General features: G+C 39.1%; 23 protein-coding genes. 11 read left to right on the forward strand and 12 right to left on the reverse strand.

Features of this window, described 5'->3' with window-relative positions; genetic code table 11:
• Nucleotides 1-197: 197 nt before the first annotated feature.
• Nucleotides 198-1,016: a hypothetical protein gene (locus KIH23_RS04370; RefSeq protein WP_213211443.1), complete on the reverse strand. Its 819-nt coding sequence runs from the start codon at nucleotides 1,014-1,016 to the stop codon at nucleotides 198-200.
• A 143-nt stretch (nucleotides 1,017-1,159) separates the two neighbouring features.
• Here KIH23_RS04370 and gcvP point away from each other — a divergent pair, with 143 nt between their 5' ends.
• The 9 genes from gcvP (at nucleotide 1,160) to KIH23_RS04415 (ending at nucleotide 10,479) form a co-directional block, all read left to right on the forward strand.
• Nucleotides 1,160-4,009, forward strand: a complete 2,850-nt coding sequence (gene gcvP / locus KIH23_RS04375) for an aminomethyl-transferring glycine dehydrogenase (protein ID WP_213211444.1) — start codon at nucleotides 1,160-1,162, stop codon at nucleotides 4,007-4,009.
• 54 nt (nucleotides 4,010-4,063) lie between these two features.
• Nucleotides 4,064-4,444, forward strand: coding sequence for a group III truncated hemoglobin (locus tag KIH23_RS04380; protein WP_213211445.1), 381 nt, complete (start codon nucleotides 4,064-4,066; stop codon nucleotides 4,442-4,444).
• Nucleotides 4,445-4,563: 119 nt separating this feature from the next.
• Complete coding sequence (locus KIH23_RS04385; protein WP_213211446.1) at nucleotides 4,564-5,622, forward strand: 3-oxoacyl-ACP synthase III family protein; 1,059 nt, start codon at nucleotides 4,564-4,566, stop codon at nucleotides 5,620-5,622.
• Nucleotides 5,623-5,802: 180 nt separating this feature from the next.
• Nucleotides 5,803-6,438: a WG repeat-containing protein gene (locus tag KIH23_RS04390; RefSeq protein WP_213211447.1), complete on the forward strand. Its 636-nt coding sequence runs from the start codon at nucleotides 5,803-5,805 to the stop codon at nucleotides 6,436-6,438.
• Nucleotides 6,439-6,537: 99 nt separating this feature from the next.
• Nucleotides 6,538-7,062: a methyltransferase gene (locus tag KIH23_RS04395; RefSeq protein ID WP_213211448.1), complete on the forward strand. Its 525-nt coding sequence runs from the start codon at nucleotides 6,538-6,540 to the stop codon at nucleotides 7,060-7,062.
• Between the two features lie 145 nt (nucleotides 7,063-7,207).
• The gene (locus tag KIH23_RS04400; protein WP_213211449.1) at nucleotides 7,208-7,843 is read left to right on the forward strand and encodes a WG repeat-containing protein; all 636 of its coding nucleotides are present in this window, start codon (nucleotides 7,208-7,210) and stop codon (nucleotides 7,841-7,843) included.
• A 91-nt stretch (nucleotides 7,844-7,934) separates the two neighbouring features.
• Nucleotides 7,935-8,783: a glycosyltransferase family 2 protein gene (locus tag KIH23_RS04405; protein WP_213211450.1), complete on the forward strand. Its 849-nt coding sequence runs from the start codon at nucleotides 7,935-7,937 to the stop codon at nucleotides 8,781-8,783.
• Nucleotides 8,784-8,965: 182 nt separating this feature from the next.
• A complete protein-coding gene (locus tag KIH23_RS04410) occupies nucleotides 8,966-9,712 on the forward strand; it encodes an MlaE family ABC transporter permease (protein WP_249684775.1) in 747 nt (248 codons plus the stop codon).
• Nucleotides 9,712-10,479 (forward strand): ABC transporter ATP-binding protein, encoded by a 768-nt coding sequence (locus tag KIH23_RS04415; RefSeq protein WP_213211451.1) that lies wholly within the window; start codon nucleotides 9,712-9,714, stop codon nucleotides 10,477-10,479. The genes KIH23_RS04410 and KIH23_RS04415 overlap by 1 nt, the downstream gene beginning before the upstream one ends.
• A 16-nt stretch (nucleotides 10,480-10,495) precedes the next feature.
• On the opposite strand, the gene KIH23_RS04420 is transcribed toward KIH23_RS04415, so the two are convergent.
• The 5 genes from KIH23_RS04420 to KIH23_RS04440 form a co-directional block, all read right to left on the reverse strand.
• On the reverse strand, nucleotides 10,496-14,329 hold the full coding sequence (locus KIH23_RS04420; RefSeq protein WP_213211452.1) for a gliding motility-associated C-terminal domain-containing protein: 3,834 nt from the start codon (nucleotides 14,327-14,329) through the stop codon (nucleotides 10,496-10,498).
• 123 nt (nucleotides 14,330-14,452) lie between these two features.
• Entirely contained in the window at nucleotides 14,453-15,511 is a 1,059-nt protein-coding gene (locus KIH23_RS04425) for a mannose-1-phosphate guanylyltransferase (protein WP_213211453.1), read from the reverse strand.
• 1 nt (nucleotide 15,512) lies between these two features.
• Nucleotides 15,513-16,112: a SprT-like domain-containing protein gene (locus KIH23_RS04430; RefSeq protein ID WP_213211454.1), complete on the reverse strand. Its 600-nt coding sequence runs from the start codon at nucleotides 16,110-16,112 to the stop codon at nucleotides 15,513-15,515.
• Nucleotides 16,113-16,115: 3 nt separating this feature from the next.
• Entirely contained in the window at nucleotides 16,116-16,790 is a 675-nt protein-coding gene (locus tag KIH23_RS04435; protein ID WP_213211455.1) for an SDR family NAD(P)-dependent oxidoreductase, read from the reverse strand.
• A 176-nt stretch (nucleotides 16,791-16,966) separates the two neighbouring features.
• Entirely contained in the window at nucleotides 16,967-17,281 is a 315-nt protein-coding gene (locus tag KIH23_RS04440; protein ID WP_213211456.1) for a hypothetical protein, read from the reverse strand.
• 345 nt (nucleotides 17,282-17,626) lie between these two features.
• Here KIH23_RS04440 and KIH23_RS04445 point away from each other — a divergent pair, with 345 nt between their 5' ends.
• Both KIH23_RS04445 and KIH23_RS04450 read left to right on the forward strand, forming a co-directional pair.
• Complete coding sequence (locus KIH23_RS04445; protein WP_213211457.1) at nucleotides 17,627-20,530, forward strand: sensor histidine kinase; 2,904 nt, start codon at nucleotides 17,627-17,629, stop codon at nucleotides 20,528-20,530.
• Nucleotides 20,530-21,276 carry a LytR/AlgR family response regulator transcription factor gene (locus KIH23_RS04450; RefSeq protein ID WP_213211458.1) on the forward strand — a complete coding sequence of 249 codons (747 nt, stop codon included), beginning with the start codon at nucleotides 20,530-20,532 and terminating at the stop codon, nucleotides 21,274-21,276. The genes KIH23_RS04445 and KIH23_RS04450 overlap by 1 nt, the downstream gene beginning before the upstream one ends.
• Here KIH23_RS04450 and KIH23_RS04455 read toward each other — a convergent pair.
• Genes KIH23_RS04455 through KIH23_RS04480 form a run of 6 tightly spaced genes read right to left on the reverse strand, consistent with a single transcriptional unit; the run spans nucleotide 21,273 to nucleotide 25,011 of the window.
• Nucleotides 21,273-21,908 carry a hypothetical protein gene (locus tag KIH23_RS04455; protein ID WP_213211459.1) on the reverse strand — a complete coding sequence of 212 codons (636 nt, stop codon included), beginning with the start codon at nucleotides 21,906-21,908 and terminating at the stop codon, nucleotides 21,273-21,275. The genes KIH23_RS04450 and KIH23_RS04455 overlap by 4 nt on opposite strands.
• Before the next feature lies 1 nt (nucleotide 21,909).
• Nucleotides 21,910-22,944, reverse strand: a complete 1,035-nt coding sequence (locus tag KIH23_RS04460) for a D-alanine--D-alanine ligase (protein ID WP_213211460.1) — start codon at nucleotides 22,942-22,944, stop codon at nucleotides 21,910-21,912.
• Nucleotides 22,945-22,946: 2 nt separating this feature from the next.
• A complete protein-coding gene (locus KIH23_RS04465; protein ID WP_213211461.1) occupies nucleotides 22,947-23,651 on the reverse strand; it encodes an NRDE family protein in 705 nt (234 codons plus the stop codon).
• A complete protein-coding gene (locus KIH23_RS04470; protein WP_213211462.1) occupies nucleotides 23,639-24,127 on the reverse strand; it encodes a DinB family protein in 489 nt (162 codons plus the stop codon). The genes KIH23_RS04465 and KIH23_RS04470 overlap by 13 nt, the downstream gene beginning before the upstream one ends.
• 21 nt (nucleotides 24,128-24,148) lie before the next feature.
• Nucleotides 24,149-24,550: a DoxX family membrane protein gene (locus tag KIH23_RS04475; RefSeq protein WP_213211463.1), complete on the reverse strand. Its 402-nt coding sequence runs from the start codon at nucleotides 24,548-24,550 to the stop codon at nucleotides 24,149-24,151.
• Nucleotides 24,547-25,011, reverse strand: a complete 465-nt coding sequence (locus tag KIH23_RS04480) for a YHS domain-containing (seleno)protein (RefSeq protein ID WP_213211464.1) — start codon at nucleotides 25,009-25,011, stop codon at nucleotides 24,547-24,549. Before KIH23_RS04480 ends, KIH23_RS04475 begins: the two co-directional genes overlap by 4 nt.
• Between the last annotated feature and the right edge of the window lie 3 nt (nucleotides 25,012-25,014).

Genomic DNA, 25,014 nt, shown 5'->3' on the forward strand with positions numbered 1-25,014 from the left:
ACATCAAAAATGAATTGATTAAAACCCATTTTATAGGGAAACACTTGCGCTAGGGATTGCAGCAGAAAGCCCGCAGCGCAGCGAGGACTTGCCGCGAAAAGCCCGACCTGAGCCAAAAGGAATGAAACAATCTTGTAGACTTTTTTTAGTGAGCAACACGAATTTGCAGTGACGCGTATGCAAGGGAGCGCCCAAAACTAACGCGATAAAAACCAAACCGCGGCCCACCAAACCACCGGAATACTCTCGGCCCAAAACCATGAAAAATACCGTGATTGGTTGGCGTTGGCTTGCCACAACATCAGCGCTACTGTGGCGGCTAATCCGAATTTGACCAAGGAAATTTGCCACAGTTGGTGTGGCCAAACCAATTCAATGAACACAAAAATAGCCATGAGTAGCCAGCCCAAGCGGCGGGTAGCCTGCACCCCTATTTGTTGCGGAACGGTTTGCAAGTGTGGATCATCGGTTTTGAGATCGACAATTTCAAAAATGAGCACCAACGAAAATATCAGCAAAATGCGTTGTGCCGCAAATAAATAAAACGCTGAATCGATGGGCATTTGGGCATTAATCACCGGCAAAAAAAGGGTAACGCCCAGCCAACAAATCGTAACGATGTAGATTTTGATTCCGGCCCAATTGCGCGCGTTTTTTCGGTTCGGAAAAAAGGGCAAAGTATACAAAACAGTCAACAACAAAACCAGTAAAGAAAGCAGCTGAGTAAAGGCGTGCAAATGCCAAAAACAATAAACTGCACCGAGCACAGCCATAAAACTGAGACCGGCAATGAGCAAATGTTTTGATTGGGGCGGCCTTTTTTGGGTTCGGACCAACGCGTCGTATTTGACAAAATTATAACCGACGATGGTTCCGAAAAAAGCAAAACCCGAAACGGCTTTATCATCGGGTAAGTGAAACCAGCATTGCGTGAGTTTGACCAAGGACCAACACGAAAGCGCCACATGAAAACTGGCTTGCAGGTAAAAATCGAGTATGCGCTTAAAAATCGACATAGCACAAAATTAGCAAACCTGTTAATAAGACTTGATTTTGGTTAACAAATTAATATAAATGAACCGTTAAATGGCCCTGATTTTTGAGATTAATCCATAAATTTGTGCATCAAAATTTTAAACCTCTACCCTATTAATACCTTATGAAAACGGACGCTTTTGCTTTACGACACATTGGACCAGGTGAACAAGATTTGGCTCATATGTACAAAACCATCGGAGTTGAATCAATGGAGCAACTTATATACGAAACCTTGCCCGATGATATTCGATTAAAAGCACCACTTAATTTGCCCCCGGCGATGACCGAATATGAGTTTGCTTTGCACATTCAGAAGTTGGGCGAAAAAAACAAAATGTTCCGCTCATACATTGGTTTGGGATATCATCAAGCGATAGTTCCTGCGGTGATTCAGCGTAACATTTTAGAAAATCCGGGTTGGTATACAGCCTACACGCCTTATCAAGCCGAGATTGCGCAAGGCAGATTAGAAGCGATTTTGAATTTTCAAACCATGGTGATTGAACTCACCGGAATGGAAATCGCGAATGCCTCTTTACTCGATGAATCAACTGCTGCGGCTGAAGCCATGGCACTTTTGTTTGATGTTCGTTCACGCGATCAGAAAAAAAATAATGTGTGCAAATTCTTTGTATCAGAAGATGTTTTGCCACAGACCATTTCGGTTTTGCAAACGCGTTCAACGCCGCTGGGTATTGAACTCGTGATCGGCGATCACAAAACTTTTGATTTTTCGACAGAATTTTTCGGAGCCGTATTGCAGTATCCGGGCAAATATGGTCAGGTTGAAGATATTTCAGGATTCATCGCACAAGCAAAAAACAACGAAATTAAAGTGGCTGTTGCCGCTGATATTTTAAGCTTGGTAAAACTCACACCTCCGGGTGAAATGGGCGCCGATGTTGTTTTTGGAACTACACAACGCTTTGGAATTCCATTGGGTTATGGCGGGCCACACGCGGCTTATTTTGCCTCAAAAGAAGAATACAAACGCAGCATGCCGGGTCGTATTATTGGCGTAACGGTTGATACCGACGGCAATAGAGCTTTACGTATGGCTTTGCAAACACGCGAGCAACACATCAAACGCGATAAAGCGACCTCAAATATTTGTACTGCTCAGGTTTTATTGGCGGTCATGGCCGGAATGTACTCGGTTTATCACGGTCCGAAAGGCTTGAGATATATTGCTGATAAAGTTCATGCATCAACGGTTACTTTGGCAAATGCACTTAAAAATATCGGTGTCGAACAAACCAACACGAGTTATTTTGACACTTTGGTGGTGAAAGCCGATGCACAAAAAGTACGCCCCTTAGCCGAAGCCAAAGAAATCAACTTTTATTATATAGATGCGCAAACCATTTCAATCGCTCTCAATGAAACCGTGAGTTTGAATGATTTAAATGATATCGTTTCAGTGTTTGCTCAAGCAGTCGGAAAATCTGCTGATACTATAAACGCATTGAGTTCTACTGAATATATTCCGAATGAATTACTGAGAACTTCAACTTTTTTAGAGCATGAAGTGTTTAACCAACACCACTCTGAAACTGCCCTGATGCGTTACATCAAAATGCTCGAGCGCAAAGATTTGGCGTTGAACCATTCGATGATTTCATTGGGTTCTTGTACGATGAAACTCAATGCTGCGGCCGAGATGATTCCGCTGAGCAACCCACAATGGAACAACATTCATCCATTTGCGCCGCTTAATCAAGCGCAAGGTTATCAAGAAATGTTGTCGCAACTTGAAAAATACCTCAACGTAGTAACCGGTTTTGCGGGCACAACTTTACAACCGAATTCAGGCGCGCAAGGTGAATACGCGGGGCTGATGGTGATTCGTGCGTATCATCATTCCAGAGGTGATTACCACCGAAACATTGCACTGATTCCTTCATCGGCACACGGAACCAATCCGGCATCAGCGGCCATGGCAGGAATGCAAGTTGTAGTGACCAAAACCTTAGAAAACGGGAATATTGATGTGGACGATTTACGCGAAAAAGCCATTTTGCACAAAGACAATTTATCGTGTTTGATGGTGACTTATCCGTCAACGCACGGTGTTTATGAAGCATCGATTATTGAAGTAACCAAAATCATTCACGAAAACGGCGGACAAGTTTATATGGACGGAGCCAACATGAATGCCCAAGTTGGACTCACCAATCCGGCTACCATTGGTGCCGATGTTTGCCACTTGAACTTGCACAAAACCTTTGCGATTCCACATGGCGGAGGCGGCCCGGGTGTAGGCCCAATTTGTGTAGCGCCGCAATTAGTTCCGTTTTTACCGACCAATCCGGTAGTGGCAACCGGTGGTGCGCAAGCCATTACAGCTATTTCGGCAGCACCGTGGGGTTCGGCTTTGGTTTGCTTGATTTCATACGGATACATCTCCATGTTAGGCGCAGAAGGTTTGACCAAATCTACAGAAATGGCCATTCTGAATGCCAACTATATTAAGGAACGCCTGAGCGGACATTACGATACGTTATATTCTGGCGAAATGGGTCGCGCGGCACACGAAATGATTTTGGAGTGTCGTCCGTTTAAACAAAAAGGAATTGAAGTAACCGATATAGCCAAACGTTTGATGGATTACGGTTTCCACGCACCAACGGTATCGTTTCCGGTAGCCGGAACTTTGATGATTGAGCCAACCGAAAGTGAAAACTTAGAAGAACTAGACCGTTTTTGTGATGCGATGATATCCATCAGAAAAGAAATCGAAGCGGCATCAGCAGAAAATCCGAACAACGTTCTTAAAAATGCACCGCATACTTTGAACATGTTGACCTCAGATGTTTGGAATTTACCATACACCCGAGAACAAGCGGCTTTCCCGCTGGAATATATTGCAGAAAACAAATTCTGGCCAACGGTTCGCCGCGCCGATGATGCTTATGGCGATCGCAACTTGATTTGCAGTTGCGCTCCGATAGAAGCGTATATGCAAGAATAAATTTTAAATATAAAATCCCAAATTCAACTCAGAGTTTGGGATTTCTTTTTCATCATGAAAGACATACAAAACCAAGATGATTTGTTGCAATTGGTGACTTTGTTTTATGAAAAGTTACTCGCCGATGAATCCATCAGTTATATTTTTACGGAAGTAGTCAAAATCAAACTTGAAGAGCACTTACCTATATTGGTGACTTTTTGGTCGCAAGCAGTTCTGGGAACCGGTGGTTATACCCATAACCTGACGCAAATTCATTTGGAAGTAAGCGAAAAATCCTATCTATCACCTGAGCTTTTTAAGATTTGGCTGGGGCATTTCAACAATAGCGTAGATGCACTTTTTACTGGTGAAAAAGCCGAACAAATTAAAACCAATGCACTGAGTATTGCAACGATAATGCAGATTAAAATTCATCAGCAAAAACAGCAATAATTCTGACTTTCAAAAAAATAGCTGTTTTATTTTAAAGAATTCGCAAATCGGATTCACAAAAGAAACTATTTCGCATTGCCTGTGTTTTTTATGGGTACATTCGTTAGAAATCTACCTATATGAATATCAAAATTATTGGTTCCGGAAGCTACATACCATCAATAGAGGTTAAAAACGAAAACTTCAACCAACATCAATTTTTGACTGAAGAATGTCAGGAGATTTCTGACACTAATGAAGTTATCATTGAAAAATTCAAAGCCATCACTGGCATAGAAGCGCGAAGGTATGCCGAAAGTCAATTCAACACTTCAGACATGGGTTTTATGGCCGCGCAAGAAGCCATTGAACAATCAGGCATAGACCCTGAAACTTTAGATTACATCATTTTTGCGCACAACTTTGGCGATGTAAAACCCGGCGCGATTCAATCGGATATGCTTCCGACTTTAGCGACCAGAGTTAAGTTTAAACTCAAGATCAAGAACCCGAATTGCGTGGCCTATGATTTACTTTTTGGTTGTCCGGGTTGGATTGAAGGTATTTTGCAAGCACGTGCTTTTATCATGTCAGGTATGGCGAAACGCTGTTTGGTGATTGGTGCTGAAACTTTATCACGTGTGGTTGATGTGCACGACCGCGACAGCATGATTTATGCCGATGGTGCCGGAGCTTCGGTAGTTGAAGTAAGTCATGACCAAACCGGACTGATATCTTATAAAAGCGCTACTTATACTTTTGATGAAGCTTATTATTTGTATTTCGGGAATTCCTACAACAAGAATCTTGATCCGGATGTTCGATACATTAAAATGCACGGGCGAAAAATTTATGAATTTGCGCTGAATCAAGTTCCGATGGCGATGAAAGCATGTTTGGACCAAAGCGGCATTGACATCAGCCAAGTTAAAAAAGTGCTCATTCATCAAGCCAATGAAAAAATGGATGAAGCCATCATTCATAGATTTTATAAGTTACACGGCCAACTCCCTCCGAAAGATATTATGCCGATGAGCATTCACAAACTGGGCAATTCAAGCGTAGCAACGGTTCCTACCTTGTTTGATTTATTGCAAAAAAACCAAATTAAAGACCATAGGTTGAGCAAAGGTGATATCTTAATTTTTGCTTCAGTAGGCGCTGGCATGAACATTAATGCTTTTGTATATCGTTATTAATTTTGATCAATTATTTGAGGTTTATATGAAATGTATTATTTTTATTTTGTAAGAATTTTATATCTTAAAAAATAATATTTATGCATTTCATCGATTTTTTTTGTTTTTAATCGAACAATCGTTGTACTATTGCCTCGTGTTTAAACGAAAACAAAATAAATTAATTAAACCCTAAATTTTATGAAAGCATTTTACACCTACGCCGCTTTGGCCTTTTGCTCAATCTCATTTGGTCAACAATTATTCATCGTTAACTCTGACAACAAATATGGTGTTGTGAATGAGAACGGTGTTGAAATTATTCCTGCTAAATATTCTTCAGTAGAAGAGTTTGACAAAATTCATCCAAACTGGTCAAAAGTTGGATTGGGAAGTTTGTACGGATTCATCGATAAATCAGGTAAGATTATCATCGAACCTAAATATGAAGAAATCAGTGCCTACAACGTTTATCATGAAGGTTGGGCATTGGTGAAAAAAGATGGAAAATTCGGATTTATTGACAATGCCGGAAAAGAAATTGTTCCAACTGTATATGACAAAGTAGGTGCTTTTGGCGACTATGTAAAAGATTGGATGTTGGTTGAAGCCAATGGTCTGAAAGGATTTGTTGATAAAGAAGGAAACGTAATTGTTCCTATTAAATATGTTCAAATTGAGAAATTTGACAACGTAAGAAAAAACTGGTCTTTGGTTAAAGACAGTAAAGATAAGCTTGGATTCATTGACAGAACCGGAAAAGAAGTTATTCCGGTGGTGTATGACAACATCGAAGCTTTCGTAAAAAAACCCACAGCGCTTGCCAACGCTGACTAACCTTAAGTTTTGAATTAGTAATGAAGGAGCCTGAATAAGGCTCCTTTTTTTATGTCTTTTTTTTTTGCTTCGTTATATTTGCAAGACTAAAAATTCATCATGTACGAACAGAGTTACCCCACCAAGAGATTTGAAATCACCTTGAAGTTTTTAAAAAAGCACATCACAACCTCAGAAACTATTCTGGATTTAGGTGTAGAAAATCCATTTTCGGCAATTATGAAAGCCAATGGTTATGTAGTTCAGAATACAATGGGTGAAGATTTAGATCAAAATCAAAACACTTTGCAAAACTCTGACGCAAAAGTGATTACCGCTTTTGAAATTTTTGAACACTTGCTCAACCCGTATACCATTTTACAAGAAATCAAAGCCGATAAAATTTTAATTTCTGTTCCGCTCAGATTATGGTTTTCTCCGGCTTACAGAAGTAAAACTGATCCATGGGACCGACATTACCACGAGTTTGAAGATTGGCAACTTGATTGGCTTTTGGAAAAAACCGGTTGGCGCATTATCGATCGAAAAAAATGGACGCATCCGGTTAACAAAATAGGAATCAGACCATTACTAAGATACTTTACACCGAGATATTATATGGTGTATGCTGAAAAAGTTCGATAGAGAAATCGAACTTTTTTTGTAAGATTTTTATATGTTATTATTTCATTTTAGTGCATTTCATCGATTATTTTTGCTTTTTATCGGTTTTTTGACGTAACATTGCTCCGTAATAATAATTCGAAAAATTAACGAAATTTAAATTTTTATGAAAGCAATCTACACCTACGCGGCTTTGGCTTTATGTTCCGTTAGTTTTGGTCAAAAATTATTTATCGTCAGTTCAGATGATAAATTTGGCGTGATCAATGAAAATGGAGTAGAAATCATACCTACCAAGTACAGCTCGGTAGATGATTTTGACAAAGTACACCTCAACTGGTCAAAAGTTGGGTTGAATAATCTTTATGGTTTTATCGATAAAAAAGGTAAAATCATTGTTGAACCAAAATATGAAGTCATCAACGCGTATGGCAAGCTCAACGAAGGTTGGGCCATGGTTCAAAAAGAAGGTAAATTTGGATTTATTGACGATTTAGGAAAAGAAATCGTTCCGCCAATTTACGACAAAATAAGTGGCTTTGGTGAATATACCAAAGACTGGATGCTTGTTGAAGCCGATGGACTAAAAGGGTTTATTGACAAAGAAGGCAACATCATTGTTCCGGTAAAATATGTTCAAATTGATAAATTTGACAATGTGCGTAAAAACTGGGCTTTGGTTAAAGACCGAAAAGAAAAACTGGGCTTTATTGACAAAACCGGAAAAGAAGTTATTCCGGTGGTGTATGACAACATCGAAGCTTTTATGAAGAAAAAATCGACGGTTGCCGAGTCAAACTAATCTAATCCAACCTTTCAATCATACAATCTAAAAGGGATTTCTTAAATGGAATCCCTTTTTTTTTATTTTTATGGCATAAACCCATCACCGAATGCAATATTACCTCATTATTCCGGCGCACAATGAAGCGCGATTTATCAGCGCTATGATTGAATCTGTTTTGAATCAAACCTTAGCCGCCAAAAAAATAGTCGTGGTAAACGATCATTCAACCGATCAAACCGAGCAAATTGTTCGTGATTTGGCACAAAAAGATTCGAGAATCGTTTTGCTCAACAATCTATCAGATGCGGTTCATCAACCGGGCAGTAAAGTTATTCGTGCCTTTGAAAAAGGTTTGTCAGCAGTAGATGATACCTATGATTTTATTGTCAAACTAGACGCGGATTTGATTTTGCCACAGAATTACTTTGAAACCGTTGCCAACCATTTTACACAAAACCCAAAAGTAGGCATGGTGGGTGGATTTGCTTATATCGAAAAAAACGGAAACTGGGTTTTAGAAAACCTTACTGATAAAGACCACATTCGTGGAGCTTTTAAAGCCTATCGAAAAGAGTGTTTTGAACAAATGGGCGGTCTCAGACCTGCGATGGGTTGGGACACCGCGGATGAACTCTTGGCGCGTTATTATAATTGGGACATTTTGACCGATGAATCCCTCAAAGTAAAACACCTTAAACCCACCGGAGCCAATTATAATAGAGACGCTGGACTCAAACAAGGCGCCGCTTTTTACACGTTGGGTTATGGTTTTATGATTACACTGATTGCCTCGATTAAATTGGCATTGCGCAAAAAAAGGCCTTTGCTTCTTTTTGATTATATGTTGGGGTTTTATCAGGCCAGAAAAAATCGAAAACCCATGCTCGTAACGCCACAGCAATCTAAATTTATTCGAGATTATCGCTGGATGAAAATCAAACAAAAACTCACCTGAAAACGCGTTGCGTGAGATTTGAAATTAGTCTGAGTCGCGTGAGGGATAGCAGCGAAAATCCTTTTGTGCAACAAAAGATTGCAGCGCATAGCCCGACCCGCAGGGGCACGCCCTTAAAAAAACTCAAAACCCATAACCGAGAACTGACAACTTCTTCCTAATTTAGCGCATATTTAAAAACTATGATGCTCGTACGCTATTTGTCGCAAATTGGACGGTATTTCTTGATGCTCAAAGACATTTTTAATAAGCCTACCAAATGGTCGGTGATGCGCAATTTGATCTTTAAAGAAATTGACGATTTGATCATTGGTTCGCTCGGAATTGTTGCGTTTATCTCATTTTTTGTGGGTGGTGTTGTATCAATTCAAACTGCGCTCAACTTGACCAATCCGCTGATTCCGAAATATTTGATTGGTTTTGCGACGCGTCAATCGGTGATTTTAGAATTTGCCCCGACGTTTATTTCGATTATTATGGCCGGAAAAATGGGCTCGTTTATTACTTCGAGTATCGGAACTATGCGCGTTACTGAGCAAATTGACGCACTTGAAGTAATGGGCATCAACTCACTGAACTATTTGGTTTTTCCGAAACTGATTGCTCTGCTGCTCTACCCATTTTTGATTGGGATTAGTATGTTTTTGGGTATTTTGGGTGGATGGATTGCTGCCGTATATGGTGGTTTTGCTTCGAGTTCACAATTTATTGGCGGAATTCAGCAAGAATTTATTCCGTTTCACATTGCTTATGCGTTTATCAAAACCGTAGTTTTTGCTTTGCTGTTGGCCACCATTCCGTCGTTTCACGGTTATTATATGAAAGGCGGCGCGCTTGAAGTAGGAAAAGCCAGCACCATATCATTCGTTTGGACTTCAGTGTCTATTATTTTGATGAACTACATACTAACCCAGTTATTACTTGCCTGATGATAGAAGTAAAAAATGTAGAAAAATCGTTCGGAGATTCAAAAGTACTCAAAGGAATTTCTACTGTTTTTGAAACCGGAAAAACCAATATGATCATTGGCCAAAGTGGTTCCGGAAAAACGGTTTTGCTCAAATCATTATTGGGTATTCACACGCCTGACGCAGGAACTATTTCATTTGATGGACGTGTTTATTCTGAGCTTTCACGCGATGAGAAAATGGAACTCCGTACTGAAATTGGTATGGTATTTCAAGGCAGCGCGTTGTTTGACTCGCTTACGGTGGCCGAAAATGTAGGCTTCCCGTTGCAAATGTTTACCAACAATTCAAAATCTGAAATCAACGATCGTGTAGATTTTGTGCTCAAACGGGTAAACTTGATTGATGCGCATAAAAAACTGCCTTCTGAAATCTCGGGTGGAATGCAAAAACGGGTGGCGATTGCCCGCGCTATTGTTAATAATCCGAAGTATTTATTTTGTGACGAACCCAACTCCGGGCTTGATCCGAACACGTCGATTTTAATTGACAATTTGATCAAAGAAATTACTGAAGAATACAACATCACCACCGTGATCAACTCACACGATATGAACTCGGTGATGGAAATTGGCGAGAACATTGTCTTTCTCAAAAACGGTCTCAAAGCATGGCAAGGGACACGTCATGACATTTACAAAACTGATTCGCAAGCCTTGGTTGATTTTGTGTATTCTTCTAATTTATTCAGAAAAGTACGCGAAGTTCAATTAAGAGAGAACTTATAGATAATTACCCATACGTTTATTTGGTTACATACACCCAGCCTGTCTTTTCCTCACCTGATTGTAGCTTCAGATAATAAAAATAAATTCCGTCAGGCAATGTATGGTCATTGTAATCTTGTCCGTGCCATTGGTCTGTATAATCATCTTGTTCATAAACTAAGGTGCCGTATCGATTAAAAATCTCTAACTCGATTACCCCAAATCCGGTTAAATCAAATGTTTCATTGGATCCGTCAACATTCGGTGAAACTCCGGCCGGAATAGCACATTTAGTTTTGAGAATTTCTGTGCTTTGCGTTTGTGAACAACCATTGACATCAGTTACCGTTACCGAATAATTTCCGGTGTTTAAACTATTCAAAACTACCTGTTCATCATGACTGCTATAACCATCAGGACCTTGCCAAAAATAAGTAGCTGTTTCTGGATCAAAAGAATTTTCAAGCGGCACAACATATAAAATTTGATTATTGTTGGCACAAATTGTTTTCATGCTCAGCAACAGCTGTGGACTAACATTTATTTGGATTTCTGCCGAAGATTCACACCCGTATGCCTGTGCTTTTACTGTGTAAACACCATTGTTTTCAGGGGCGGCTTGCAAAATCTGAGGATTAGCATCAAGTGAACTAAAATTATTAGGTCCGGTCCAAGAGTAACTTACATTGGGCATAGTCTGTATTTGAAACTGTATCGCATCGCCTTGGCAAAATTGCTGTGACATGTTTATATCGGGGGCTTGTAGCACATCTATCAAAGTAATATCAAAAACAGCTTCATCAAAAAAATCACAAAAACCAGGTACAATATATTTAAAGGTATAGGTTCCGGCAGAAAGTCCGGCAGGCAACCAAAAATGCCCGTTGAGCATACCGCTATTAGTGGTTTCAATCCAATATCCGTATGCATCATATATACCACTTCTGAACAGATTTAAATCAAAGGCATTTCGAGCACAAATGGTAGCTGCATTATCTTCACCTGCCCGAGGATTGGTTCGGTCTTGAATGGTATACGGAACCGTTATGTCTATACATGACAGCGGTGATTCTGAATAAATACGAACATAATAAGTTCCCGGAGTTGTATTAACTGAAAAGGGACTAAAATGCAAATTACTAGTGGTACTCAATATTAGATTTGGATCATTGGCACTCCACCACTGATAACTCAAAAACGAAAAAGGCTGAACACTGAGTTGTCCTTCTTGTCCATCGCACAATTCAGAAGCTGAAACAACAGGCTCTGACAAAACCGTAACGTCAAACAATCGCATGGCAATGTTGCCGCAACCATCGGTAACTTTAAACTTGTATATGGCCGGAGCCAATCCGTTGAACAAATTTGAGTTTTGATTGTTTACATAAAACGACTGCCCATCTTTTTCAATAATTTCATAGGTTAATGGCGAGGTATCGCCAGCCACAATCAGCACTTGCGAAGTTCCTCCTGAGCAAGCCATTTTGAAAGCATCGGTTATTTTTAAAGTGCCCAGAAAATCAAATTCAGTCAAAACATTTACACACGGAATCATAGCTGAAGATCCGTTTGAATAAATATAATTTACCTTGATAACTCTAAAATGTCCGATAGCAGTTAAATTGTAATTGTTGCTTGAAAGCAAAAGTGAATTCTGTCCATTCGGAAATGAGTTCGGACTATAGGGCACGCCTGTATATGGGTGCTCCCAACGATTGAAGTTTGGATTAAATTTTTGCAATAAAAAAGCAGGACCTGTTGTAAATGAGTTTCCGTCTTGAGTCAGAAACAAATTAAACGCGCCACAAAATCCCTGAATCTCAACATTCGTATTGTAAAAATGATTGCCTATGTTGAGTGTGCCGGTGTGCACTTTTCCGCAAAAATCTGTACCTGTAAACTCGTAATCGCCTTCTGGTAAATTATTCATATACAACCTCTTGATAAAAGGATCTATCAAAAAGCTAACATCATACGGCATGGTTTGGGCATAACTTGCGGGTGCCGAAATCATGGTAATAGAACTCAATCCGGTATTGGAAAAAAAGGGAACCCCAACCTGAATAGAACCCAGGCCCGGCAAACAACCTTCTGATACTGAACATTCTAATGCGCCTTCATACAATATCAACGGAACATTAACCTCAAGCGGAGGGTAATAAAAATTACATTCGTCATTTACTTGAATAACATAATCTCCGGAGGGCAAATGTTCTAATTTAATTTCGTTATCAAAATCGGGACTGTTGAGCAAATCTGAAACATCATGCGGTAATGGATGGTTATATCCCAAAGGCGCTTGAACCACTACAACAGATGTAATTTCAGGGTTATCCTGAAAAGAAACCGTAATAGAACCGAGATTATCACAGCCAAACTCATTGCCTGTCTCAGTAATTGCTTGCGGAAGTATTTCAGGAATTTCAAGAATAACCGTATAAGGATTTCCACAAATATTGACCCCTGTATAGGTGTAAATTCCCGGAATACTCAGATGATCAATAAAGGCGCCTCCTTCTATTTGACCTGTAAAATCATGAGGTAAAGCAAGCGGGTATCCTTGGGGAGCTCCGCTTAGTGTGATTGTCTGAATAGGAACAGTTGATGCAGGAATATTAATCGGAAAATACAACACACAATCTTCATAATATTTATAGTCAAAATCAATAACCCCAAGAGATTTTGGAACGGGCACTTCAACACTACCTTGTATGACCCTACCACAAGCATCAGTCACTTGAATTAAATAATTACCCGTTGGAACTTGATATTGATCATTTGAAAAAAACACCACTGGTGTATTGTATGGACCTAAACCACCGGGATTAAAATGAATTGGATTAAAACCTGCCGGAGCTGACAAAAAATTTAACGTTATAGGGTACATCACCCCGCAAGGTGCGATTCCGAGTCTGGTTTCGCATACATTCGCGTCTTGCGCTGACAGTTCAAGAGTAACACAAGCTGAACCAACAGCAACCACAGGCCCTTGGGAAACATTGTTGCAAAAATCGGTTATCTTAATACTGTATGAAACGCTCTGGTGGTTGTAAAACGGAACAGCAAACTCAATAGACTCTGCAAATGGGTTACCCGAATTGACCGTTTGATTGATGATCACTGGCGTGCCTCCGCCGGGCGGATAAATGGTAATCTCAGCATAAAACGGATAGGGAATCGTAGCATTTAAAGCCGCATTGATTGGCACGCTAATTTGTGCCTGATTACATGATAATAAGCTGCATTGTTGATAGGTAATGGTTGTTGGAAAAATTAAATCATCCGGGTCAAATTCATAAAAAAGCGTACAAGCTTGAACCAGCGCATCACCACAAGTGTCGGTAACCTTTACCGTGTATTGACCAAGCGGCAGATTGGCTAAGATGTTTGAACTTTGTGGCGGTACAATCACAGGCCCAGAAATAATTTCATAAGTAACCGGATTTCCGTGGGCCACTTGCACATCAATATTCGCCCGTTGACAATTAATGGGTACGCAAACTGCCTGATATTGAAGCAAGTTGCGATTATCGTTTACCGTGACCGTTTGTTGCTGGGTATTGCTTAGTGCCCCTAATGATTGTGTTGCAATCACTTGATATAAACCAGAGCTTAAGCCCGTCAATAGGTTACTACTAATTACGGCAATCGGTGTTGTGGTGTCAGGCAATCGATATATAGAGTAAAAAATACTAGCTCCGGGCGAGGTGTTACTGACAGTAAATGAAAGTGATCCGTTTCCGGTACAAGTTTCGTGATTCGGGGTTATGGTCAATGAAAAATTTGATAATTGTGCATAAACTCTTGAATGAGGTAAGAGAAAAAAAAGCACAACAATACAAGCAAAAAAACGGATTGGTTTCGATATCATAGCAGTTTGTTTAATTTGGGTTAAACCCTCTCAAATGTAAAAAATAATATTTTACTTACGAGCTAAACCGAGCTTAATTAACTGATAAAGAATAAAAAAGCGGAATATGTATTCCGCTTTACTTTATTTTGGCAATTGACTCACAATTCCCTTGATTTCTTGCTCTTTGCTTTTGGGATAAATGAGCAGAACATGGTCTTTATCGACAATGATAAAATCTTCCAATCCGTCAATGATCACCAACTTATCTTTTGACGTACTGATGATGTTGCTTGAAGCGTTGTTGATCATTACCGTAGCATTGACTACTGCGTTGTTGTTTTCATCTTTATCAAGCTTTTCATGCAATGAACCCCAAGTACCTAAATCGTTCCAGTCAAAAGTAGCCGGAAGCACATAGACATTTTGGGCGTTTTCCATGAGCGCGTAATCAATTGAAATGTTTTCGGACTGAGCATAATACTGATCAATAAAGTCTTGTTCTGAATTGGTATTGTATTTTGTCCAACCTTGCATAAACAAACTATTCATCGCTGGCTGATATTGTTCAAATGCTTGGGTAACCGAGGCGACGCTCCAAATAAAAATACCTCCGTTCCATAAAAAGTTTCCTTGCTCTAAAAACGATTTGGCCGTTTCATAATCAGGTTTTTCTCTGAATTGATTGACTTTTTTCACGGCATTTGCATCGGCTTTATCAAATTCAATATAACCAAATCCGGTATTCGGAAAAGTGGGCTGAATACCCAAAGTCATGAGCGCATTGTGCTCGCTGCAAAAATCAAAACACTGTTGCACATTGGCAGTAAAAGCCGCTTCGTCTTCAATCCAGTGATCGCTGGGCGCAACAATCATCAATGCCTCTGGATTTTGCTTTTTTATTTTGAGTGAAGCGTATAAAATACAAGGAGCCGTATTGCGCATGGCCGGTTCGGTCAAAACCTGACTCGGATTGATTTGCGGCAACTGATCTAAAACAATCGAACTGTATTTTTCATTGGTAAGCACCAAAATATTTTCGGCCGGAATGAGTTTTGACAAACGGCTAAAAGTTTTTTGTATCAAGGTTTGCCCGGCACCGAGCATATCGTGAAATTGTTTCGGAAAATCAGCAGTACTCACAGGCCAAAACCTAGAACCTACTCCGCCGGCCATAATTACGGCATAATAATTTTTGTTCATACTAATTGTGTAATAATTCTACTTCTGCATTCGGGTTGAATAAGTACAATCTTCCGCTGCTGATTTCAAGGCATTCATAGCGTTTAATTCGCAAAGCGCCTTTCTGAAAAATTTTCCCGTTGTGGATTCTAAAACGGCTTCCGTAAGGGATTTCAAAGATATAACTTTTATCGTTTTGACCATCGAACTGTTTGAGCGCCAAAGTGAGCGTAGCATCAACATCGCTACTGGCCGAAGGATTTTTAAAATGCCGCGCCACCAGCGGAAGCAATGAGCCGGGAAAAATTTCAGGCCTGATGTACGGAACCATCAATCGCTGAAAAGTGTATTTCCACTCGTTTCCATGCGGTTTGATGTTGTGTCCAAACTTTTCAAAAGCAACCAAATGTGCTATTTCGTGAATAAGTGTAATGAGAAATTTATATGGATTTAAATTGGCATTGACTGTAATTTCATGCTTTCCGTCGGGGCCTTTTCTGTAATCGCCATGACGTGTTACCCGCTGATTCACCACTTTTAGATGCACACTGTTTTGCACGATTAAATCAAAAACCGGTGCCACGGCATGCTCAGGCAAATATTTAGACAGAACCGGATTCATGTTTTAAGGCGTAGTTGACGAAACCTGAATGATTTTTCCGTTGTGAAATTGATTTCCGGTCAAGGCAAAATGAGCAATATAATGCGCCATCTGAGCAGCCGTTACCGGAGCTTGATAGCCCGGAAAAGCTTCGGCAAGCATTTCTGTTTGTACTGCGCCCAAAGCCAAAACATTAAAGGCTATGCCTTGTTCTTTGTATTCTTCAGCAAGTAATTCAGTCAAGGTTATCAGCGCCCCTTTACTAGAACTATAAGCCGAAAGTCCGGAAAATTTCATACTGCCTTGAATTCCGCCCATAGAACTGATGCTCACTACATGACTCCCGGGCTTGAGATAAGGCAAACAAATTCTGGTCAAGTTGGCCACCCCGAAAAAATTGGTTTTATAGACATACTCAAAATCTTCTTGTGTAGTTTGAGCGAAAGGTTTTGATAAGAGCAAACCCGCATTGTGAATCATGATATCAACCTGATGCCAAGTTGAAGATATAAATTCGTTTACCTGATTTAATTCTTTTTCTTTGGCAATGTCAACAGAAAGCGATGTAACATTAGGTTGTGACAAAAGTTTGGGGTTGATCTTTCTGGAAATAGCTAAAACTTCATGTCCAAGAGCAGAAAGTTGTTTGGCTAGTTCAAATCCGATACCGCGAGAAGTACCCGTTATAATAATTTTCATTTAGATGAATTTGCTTGTAAAAATAACAAAAAAAGGCAACCCTCACGAGCTGCCTGCACCTAACTAAAACAATAAAAAATAAAAATACCGATGGCTGCATAAATACAAAACAAGAGTATTTCTAAGCGGTACTTTTCAATAAAAGGCTCCATTAAAATGAGTATTAATAGTCATTTTTAAAGAAAAAAAACAAAAATGCTACCTAAAAAAACAAATGACAAAATACTGACGGTTTTTAAGCCTTTATTTTGCTCTTTCAAAAATAAAAAGGCACTCAAAGCAAACATGATATAACCCAACAAGGCCATAAAACAAGGATAACCCTGATACAGGTCTCGGATTGCTTCAGGAACCGACAATAAAGTTTGCGTTTTAAACCCTGTTGACGATAATTCATAGAAACCTTCGGAAGCACTTAATCCAATAAAACTCAAAAGGATAAGACAAGCCAATCCGAAAATAGTTAGCACGGAGATTTGTCTGAAATTCATAGCTGCATTTTTTAAAAAAATACACTGAAGGCACCAGTTTATTCTATTACTTAATTATTGATTGCATCATTCTCAAAAAAACAATATAAAAAACCACCACCGATGCCTTGCGAAGTGTATTTTGTTACGTTTTGCACTACCCAAAAATTTACTCAAATTGGGCTTAATGCGAAACTAAGGTATTCAATTGTGAGAAAAACCGCTTAAAAACTTGATAACTGCATTCAAAAATGAGTAAGTGCTGCTTTGGATGAGATAAGTGATAAAGCACTAAGTATAACTGAACTTCATCTAAGGCATAAGGTTTTAAATAATGATTACTTTTACCTTTAAATAAGAGTCAACTTGAAAAGTTTTTTACTTACTTTATTTTTGTTTTTAACCTCATTGCTTTGGGCGCAAGATCCGTTTTACATTCGTTATTCAACTGCTGATGGGCTGCCATCGGCCAATGTATACTCAGTATTTAATGGCTCAGACGGTCAAATATGGTTTACAACCGATGCCGGAATTGTCAGATACAACAGCCATACTTTTACCGTAATAAACACCGATAACGGCCTTTCAGACAATGAGATTTTTCAGATGAAAAAAGATCATTTAGGTCGCATCTGGATGCTCACCTTAAGCGGAAAAACATGCTATTTATACAAAGGAAAAGTCTATAACCAAAATAATTCAAAATTAGTTCAAGCGGTTTCGGGTTCTAGTGTTATGCTTGACTTTTATCAAACCGCCGATCACACCATTTATTTTCAATATCGCGATCGAGAAATTACCGTATTAAAGCCCAACGGAAAAGTACTAAAATTAGACCCTTTGAAAGTGCCTGTCCCTGAAATGAAAAAGATACGAAGCGAGTATTTTTTTCTCAAAAATTGCGGAATCATCAAACAAATGCATCCTTTATTTGCGCCCGGCCATCCGGAGTCAAACACCTATCGCTCTTATCACTATGGCTATAAAAATTTCTTTAGCAGCGGCCAAGGCTTGTACCAAATTACAGCTCAGCAGGAAATCGTTAAAGTAGCCGAAATTCCGGACAAAACCGAGATCATTCAGATGTATCAGGAATCTCGAAATAAGTTGTGGATTTGCACACGAAACGGGCTTTATTTATTTGAAAATCAAATTTTTGTAAAAAAGTATTTTAATAAAGAAAGCATATCTTATATAGCGCAAGATTTTGAAGGAGGCTATTGGATTTCAACGCTCAAAAATGGGGTTTTCTATGTTCCCTCATTTGATATTTATATCGATCAACTCGGATTTTCAGAACCTACAAAATTTAATTGCCTCAATGTAAATCACAATGGTGTGTGGGTTGGAGGCGATAACAACAAGTATTTTTTCAGATTATTTAATGGTGATGTAAAAAAATTTGAAGTTATAGACAAAAAAGAAATCCCGGATCAAATCAGTCGCATCAGGCAAATAGACGGAAAAATTTACATCATCGGAAAAAAACAAATTGAAAGAATAGATGCAAATAATCAAAGAACGCCTTTTGGATTTGGCGGAAATGATTATCTGTCAACCGATAAAGATTATTTTATAGCCTACAATTACACTTTTAAAGTGGCTCGAAAAAATTTATCCGAAGAAAATCTCAGTCAAGTTATTTATGACAGCATTTTAATCAACAGACGAGCTACGGTGTTTGAACAAGACCAATCAAAAAATGTCTGGATAGGAACCAATTATGGCTTGTACGAATATAAAACCAATGGAGAAATTAAAAATTGGAGTCAAAAAATTCCCGAACTACAAGTTTCAATTTTAGATTTATATTATGATACTGTATATCATTTTTTGGTCATAGCCACAAGCTCCAAAGGTTTGTATGTGATCAAAAATGACAAAATCATCTTTCACATCACCAACCGCCAAGGGCTCAATAGTGTTTCTTGTAACACCATCAAAAAACTAACAGATCATTATTATCTAATCGGATCAAACAACGGAATCAACGGAATTATTTTAGGTAAAAACACATTTGAAGTCAAAAATCTCAATGCTTTATTAGGGCTAAAAAACAAAAAAATAAATGATATTGATTGTTATAAAAACTCGGTCTATTTGGCAACTGATGAAGGTTTATTAAATTTTGACATTCAAAAAATTCGCCGAAAAAAAAGCCGGCCGATTTGCTTGATTGAATACCTCAAAAATGAAAATCACTACTGGCAACCCATGCTCGGTCAAGAATATCGCTTTTCATACAACAACAATGATGTCAGCATAAGCTTTAACGGCATTTCTTATATCAACCAAAACAATCTCAAATATTATTATCGGTTGGGCGGACAAAATGATCGTTGGTTTGAAAGTTCAGAATCGCAAATCAACTATAAATCCTTGGCACCAAACCATTATACTTTTAGCGTTTATTGCGTTGATGGTTATGGCGTAAAAAGTAAAATTCAAACAGTACATTTTGAAATTGAAACCCCGTTTTGGCAAGAAACCTGGTTTAGTTTGTTGTGCATATTGGCTATTTCAATGGTTATTTATGGTTTTGTAAAATATAGATTGGTTCAGCAACAAAAAACTTTTGAAACCGAAAAAGCGGCCATCCAACTTGAACGCGACAAAGCCAACCTCGAGAAACAAATGACCGAACTCGAACAAAAAGCACTCAGATTACAAATGAATCCGCATTTTATTTTTAATGCACTCAACACCATCAAAGGTTATTATTCTGAGGGCGATGTAGTTAATGCCAGCACCTATATATCAAAGTTTTCGCGACTATTGCGCATGTTACTCGAAAACACCGATCCAACTTTATCCTTGGCCTCAGAAATTGAAATGTTGCAATTATACCTAGAACTGACCAAAATCAGATACAAAAACAAATTTGAATACGAAATCAACGTTGACCCAAACCTAAATCAAAATGACACAGCCATACCTACTTTGCTGCTACAACCCATTGTTGAAAATGCCATCATTCACGGATTGGCGCCCAAAAATGACCCCGGAGGAAAACTCACTGTATCATTTAAAATGAACAACAACATGCTGGAATGTGCGGTACAAGACAATGGCATTGGACGTAGAGCCTCTGAAAAAATGAAAACGCATCGGGATCACGAATCAAAAGCTTTAGAAATTACCCGAGAACGCATCAAACTTTTTGACCACCAAAATGGCCTGTCAAATATTGAAATTACTGATTTAGAAACCCATCAAAAACCCAGCGGAACACTAGTAGTAGTAACAATTCCAATAACAAATATATGGTAATGAGAGTACTAATTATTGAAGACGAAGAACAATCCATTTCAGCTTTGCGCTCAGAAATCGCTTTGAATTGCCCAAGCCTTGAAATTATTGGCGTGGCAAAAACGGTGTCTGAAGGCATCTTAATGATTGAAACTTTACAACCTGAGTTGATTTTTTTAGACATTCAACTCTCTGATGGAATTGGTTTTGACATCTTGACCCATTTTCAAGATAAAATTGATTTTAAAGTTATTTTTACCACGGCTTACAGCCAATATGCCATTAAGGCGATTAAGTTCAGCGCGCTCGATTATTTGCTCAAACCCATTGATGCTGAAGAACTCAAAACAGCTGTTGACAAGGCTTTGAAAGCTCCGCAAAACGAACTGACCACCAAAATTGAAACATTAATTCGCAACCAAACTGAATCGTCAGCGCGCAAAAAAATTGTACTGGCCACTTCTGATGGAATCTCAGTTTTTGATGTTGAAACCATTTTAAAATGTTCGGCCGAGAGTAATTATACCTGTGTATATTTTACCAACGGCAAGAAAATGTTGTTCTCAAAAACGCTCAAAGAATTTGAAGAATTACTTTGTAACAGCGGCTTTGAGCGTATTCACAATTCGCACATCATCAACCTAAATCATTTGAGCAGTTTTGTTAATAAAGATGGCGGTTATGTGATTTTATCCGACAAAAGCACGCTGCCGGTTTCGCAACGAAAAAAAATCAATTTGATGGCTGCCCTGAGCAGGCTGAGCTAATTTACGTTGTACTTTTTTCTGTATCGAAAGATTTGATACAAAGCCAACAAAACAAAAAACAGCGGAACGATAAAAGACAACAAATACTTTTGCAACTCTGCTGATTGTTCTGTAAAATAAGCCAATACAAGAACAATAGTCAGCATTCCGAGCATTGTGCCGGCCAAAGCGCCCAGAAAATAAAAATTTCTACCCAACAGATTCGGACGGTAATTTTGGTTCACGTATAAATGCCATCCCAACCAAAACGGAATTTGCATCAAATTGATTAAGTTCAAACCAATTCCTTTCAAGTAAAAAGAGCCTTCGCCCAAGCTGTATTGGTTAAATTGCTGATGATTTTCGCTGGTTCCGCTTGACCCAAAAACAAAGGCCAAAACCAACAAAAAAACAATACTGAACAACTCTATAAAACGTTTTATTTGGGTTTGCTTACTCAAAAAAAGAGCGCTTTTATAGGTAAAATAAAGGATGAAAACCTCAACCGAAACAACCCCAAAAAGGTAAGCCATCAATGCTTGTAAACCCGCTTGCTCATATACCTGAAAACCAATCACATTGAGATAGCCCAGCGGAATCGAACCCAAAAAACTGATTGCAAATCCGAGCAGCAAATGCTTGAGCAAAACCATTTTAAAAATTCAAAATTTGACGATTGTGTTTGCGGTGCAGTCTGTATTGCTCCATTCCTTCTGTAAAAGACAAATAAGCCAATCCTTTTTTGTGGTTCATTTGACTAATTTTGAACATATAATGAATGTGTCGCAGAAGCTCTTTCCAGCCAAAAAACAGACTGTGCTTCGGATCGTAAATATGAGTAGGCTCGCTGGCCGAACCGTTGAGTTCAACAATCTGAAAATTTTGCCCGGCTTCAAGCTGCGCCCAACTTTCAAACATCAAGTCTAATCGGCCAAAATAAAAACCCGGAATTTGTTGACAAACCTCATCAATTGCTTGATTGAGTTTGGGTGTAATGCGGTGGCTGGCGTCAATAAATTTGGCTCCGCGGATGTGATTTCCATACGGAACCAACGTACATTTTTCACCCGCCGGTAATATCTTTTTCATTGTAAGCCCGTGCTCTTTAGCAATGGCTTTTTGTTGCATCTGATGTCGCGGATCTTTTTGAAGTAAGGCTTCGATGGTTGATGTTCCGTCACCGGTAACGGTGAGAAATTCTTTGGCCACAATGCCCGTAATCTGGCCTTTGGAGGCACCCGGAAATCGAACATAGAAAATACCAACTTCATTTTGATACGGAATCAAATCCTGAATTAAATAATCAAAACCGGCGCGCTGATGATACTGCTTTAGCAGGCTTTCAGATTCAATTTTCTTTACCGCTGAACCGCGTAAACCAATGTCAGGCTTGGCTATGAGCGGATAAGTCAAGCCCAATGTTTCTATTTGTTCTTTGACTTTTTCAAATGAGCAACCTGAGAGAATCAATTGTGTTTTGGGATAAAATGGCTTCGGAATAAGCGAATATATATTCATTTTAGATTCCATAAAAAAGCCGCCATTCTTAATACCCGGATTGGCTGCATTAAAAAAGAAAATGGTTCTGCTGCGCAAAGCATACCAGAGCCAAACCAAATAAACCGGAATATAAACCAGCTGCATAGGCCAATATTCCCAATGAGTGAGTTTATGAAAAAACAACCGCATTTTTAAATCTTGATAAATGAATAATCAAACGCTTCTTGGGCTATCAAATCGCGATAATGCATTTGCCATTTGTTGGTATCAATGACCGTTTGTGTGATGCTCAAAGTTTTCAGACTATTGCGATGAATCACCAAACCATTATGCTCGTCATCAGAATGGGTAAATTGATGAAATTCTAATATTTGACTCGGCGTGGGCTGCGGATGCTTCTGCAAAAACAGCTCAAACCATGCTGTCCGCTGGGCTCTGACCGGCGCCGGATACAAAGTAGAAGAAGACCAAATATGTGATTGCTGCGGATAGAGCAGCAGCGTGCTTTTTTGTCTTCCGTCCCAACGCAATTGATACAATTCAGACTTAAAATACAGCACAATCGTAAAAGGTTCTACTCGGTCTAAATCAAGAGCATCCCAAAAATCGAGCATTTCATTACTGCTGATGATGTCAAGCGCAATCAATCCTCGGCTGCGTCTGTACGGTGGTTGCCACAAGTGTTTTTCGTCGGCTCCGTTGAGCAAAACCAAAACATGGGCGTGTTCATCAGCCGCATACCAAGTTCCACCGGCCTTGGGGTCTTTCGGAAAGCAAATGTTTTTTCCGTTGATTGAATAGGTTTTGGGCGCCCAAGCAGGTCTGGCCACTTGTTCATCGCGATTTGAGGTAATGATTATTTTACCTTCTGAAAAAACATAGCTTACTGTGCACATTGTTTTCTGTATTGAATTGTGGCTCTTGCTACGCCAAAATGATCATCAAAAACCACTTCTGGCATGGATAACAAAGCCACTCGAATCAGCGCTTGATGATGCACACAATGCTCAAGGTTATAAGCCAATTCGCGGTGGTAATTGGTTTTCATTTTTATGATGCCTTGATCAAAACTTTGGGTCAGGGTCAACTCTTTATTGGGTTTATCCAACTTACTGAGCAATGATTGAATGACTTTGGCTGCAACGGTTCGATCGCTTTGAACCGATAAATCACGGGCGCGCAACTCATAGTTAATCTCTTGAGCATCGTACTGATTCACCAAGCAAACAAACAATTCCAAAATATGTCGCACGTGCGCTCCAATACTGGCTCCGCTGAGTTGGGATTGGGGTACACTATATTGTTCGTTGGTGAGTTGGCTCAGTATGTCGAGCAATTCATTTAAAACAGAATCTATAGCTGATTTTAACATATATTACCGTTTAGAGTTCATTTAATTTTTGAAAAGCCCGTAATGTTTGAGCAACTCTTCAATCTGCTTTCGATGTAAAAAAAGCAGTACAACACAGCTCAAGGCAGTTACTAGCGCCAGAAAAAACAACAAGCCACCGTCATTTTGAACTTCAACACCCAAAACAAAAAGATGACTAAAAATAGCTCCGAACATCGTTGCTAAACCCATCAAAGCTCCGAGCCAAGTGGTGCGCGGCCAAAGAATCAAAATAGCCGAAATCAATTCAAAAACACCCGAACCAATTCTTCCGTAAGGTTCAATACCAAGGGTGCTGAAAATATAAACGCTTTCGGGAGCTGCCGTAAATTTAAAGAAAAGAGTCTGAAGTAAAATTACTGCTGGTATCAGGCGCAAAGTCCAAAGTATGCTGCTTGTTTTCATGATTTGATGATTTTTTGCCAATTTTTATCTGCTTGTTTTTTGAGTTTTGTCTCGTCTTTATTCCAACTTTTGAGCGTGTTGTTGAAGTAGGCATTGTAAAATAAGTACAACTTTCCGTCTAGAATTTTATAGGTTTCCGAGTCAACTTCGACCTTTTCGCCATTGCTGCCCATGGCATAAGCGCACCAACCACCATATTGCGGCTCATAATTCTGTGGGTTCTTTACAAAAGCGTCTTTGTGGGTTGGATTGGCAAAATAGTAGGTAACACCTTCAAATTGAACGGCTAATTCCTTTTTCCCTTTTAAAGGTTTTTTCTGTAAAAAATAGCTCACCGGATCATATCCTTGTAGCGCTAATTTGTTGTCTAAGTTGAAATCTTGTTGTCTTTGTTTAACAGACTGAGCTTGTATACTGAGGCTTGTGACCATCAGCCAAAGAAGAATTTTAATTTTCATCATGAT

This window comes from Flavobacterium sp. CYK-55, assembly GCF_018413465.1.
Taxonomy (GTDB): Bacteria; Bacteroidota; Bacteroidia; order Flavobacteriales; family Flavobacteriaceae; genus Flavobacterium.

Bases quoted from the DNA above. Each gene is read 5' to 3' on its own strand.
- KIH23_RS04415 (WP_213211451.1), top strand. From the start codon at position 9,712: ATGATAGAAGTAAAAAATGTAGAAAAATCGTTCGGAGATTCAAAAGTA.
- KIH23_RS04455 (WP_213211459.1), bottom strand. From the start codon at position 21,908: ATGGTTTTGCTCAAGCATTTGCTGCTCGGATTTGCAATCAGTTTTTTG.
- KIH23_RS04460 (WP_213211460.1), bottom strand. From the start codon at position 22,944: ATGCGGTTGTTTTTTCATAAACTCACTCATTGGGAATATTGGCCTATG.
- KIH23_RS04410 (WP_249684775.1), top strand. From the start codon at position 8,966: ATGATGCTCGTACGCTATTTGTCGCAAATTGGACGGTATTTCTTGATG.
- KIH23_RS04475 (WP_213211463.1), bottom strand. From the start codon at position 24,550: ATGAAAACAAGCAGCATACTTTGGACTTTGCGCCTGATACCAGCAGTA.
- KIH23_RS04400 (WP_213211449.1), top strand. From the start codon at position 7,208: ATGAAAGCAATCTACACCTACGCGGCTTTGGCTTTATGTTCCGTTAGT.
- KIH23_RS04435 (WP_213211455.1), bottom strand. From the start codon at position 16,790: ATGAAAATTATTATAACGGGTACTTCTCGCGGTATCGGATTTGAACTA.
- KIH23_RS04405 (WP_213211450.1), top strand. From the start codon at position 7,935: ATGCAATATTACCTCATTATTCCGGCGCACAATGAAGCGCGATTTATC.
- KIH23_RS04425 (WP_213211453.1), bottom strand. From the start codon at position 15,511: ATGAACAAAAATTATTATGCCGTAATTATGGCCGGCGGAGTAGGTTCT.
- KIH23_RS04440 (WP_213211456.1), bottom strand. From the start codon at position 17,281: ATGAATTTCAGACAAATCTCCGTGCTAACTATTTTCGGATTGGCTTGT.
- KIH23_RS04465 (WP_213211461.1), bottom strand. From the start codon at position 23,651: ATGTGCACAGTAAGCTATGTTTTTTCAGAAGGTAAAATAATCATTACC.
- KIH23_RS04480 (WP_213211464.1), bottom strand. From the start codon at position 25,011: ATGATGAAAATTAAAATTCTTCTTTGGCTGATGGTCACAAGCCTCAGT.
- gcvP (WP_213211444.1), top strand. From the start codon at position 1,160: ATGAAAACGGACGCTTTTGCTTTACGACACATTGGACCAGGTGAACAA.
- KIH23_RS04380 (WP_213211445.1), top strand. From the start codon at position 4,064: ATGAAAGACATACAAAACCAAGATGATTTGTTGCAATTGGTGACTTTG.
- KIH23_RS04390 (WP_213211447.1), top strand. From the start codon at position 5,803: ATGAAAGCATTTTACACCTACGCCGCTTTGGCCTTTTGCTCAATCTCA.
- KIH23_RS04430 (WP_213211454.1), bottom strand. From the start codon at position 16,112: ATGAATCCGGTTCTGTCTAAATATTTGCCTGAGCATGCCGTGGCACCG.
- KIH23_RS04395 (WP_213211448.1), top strand. From the start codon at position 6,538: ATGTACGAACAGAGTTACCCCACCAAGAGATTTGAAATCACCTTGAAG.
- KIH23_RS04450 (WP_213211458.1), top strand. From the start codon at position 20,530: ATGAGAGTACTAATTATTGAAGACGAAGAACAATCCATTTCAGCTTTG.
- KIH23_RS04370 (WP_213211443.1), bottom strand. From the start codon at position 1,016: ATGTCGATTTTTAAGCGCATACTCGATTTTTACCTGCAAGCCAGTTTT.
- KIH23_RS04385 (WP_213211446.1), top strand. From the start codon at position 4,564: ATGAATATCAAAATTATTGGTTCCGGAAGCTACATACCATCAATAGAG.
- KIH23_RS04470 (WP_213211462.1), bottom strand. From the start codon at position 24,127: ATGTTAAAATCAGCTATAGATTCTGTTTTAAATGAATTGCTCGACATA.
- KIH23_RS04420 (WP_213211452.1), bottom strand. From the start codon at position 14,329: ATGATATCGAAACCAATCCGTTTTTTTGCTTGTATTGTTGTGCTTTTT.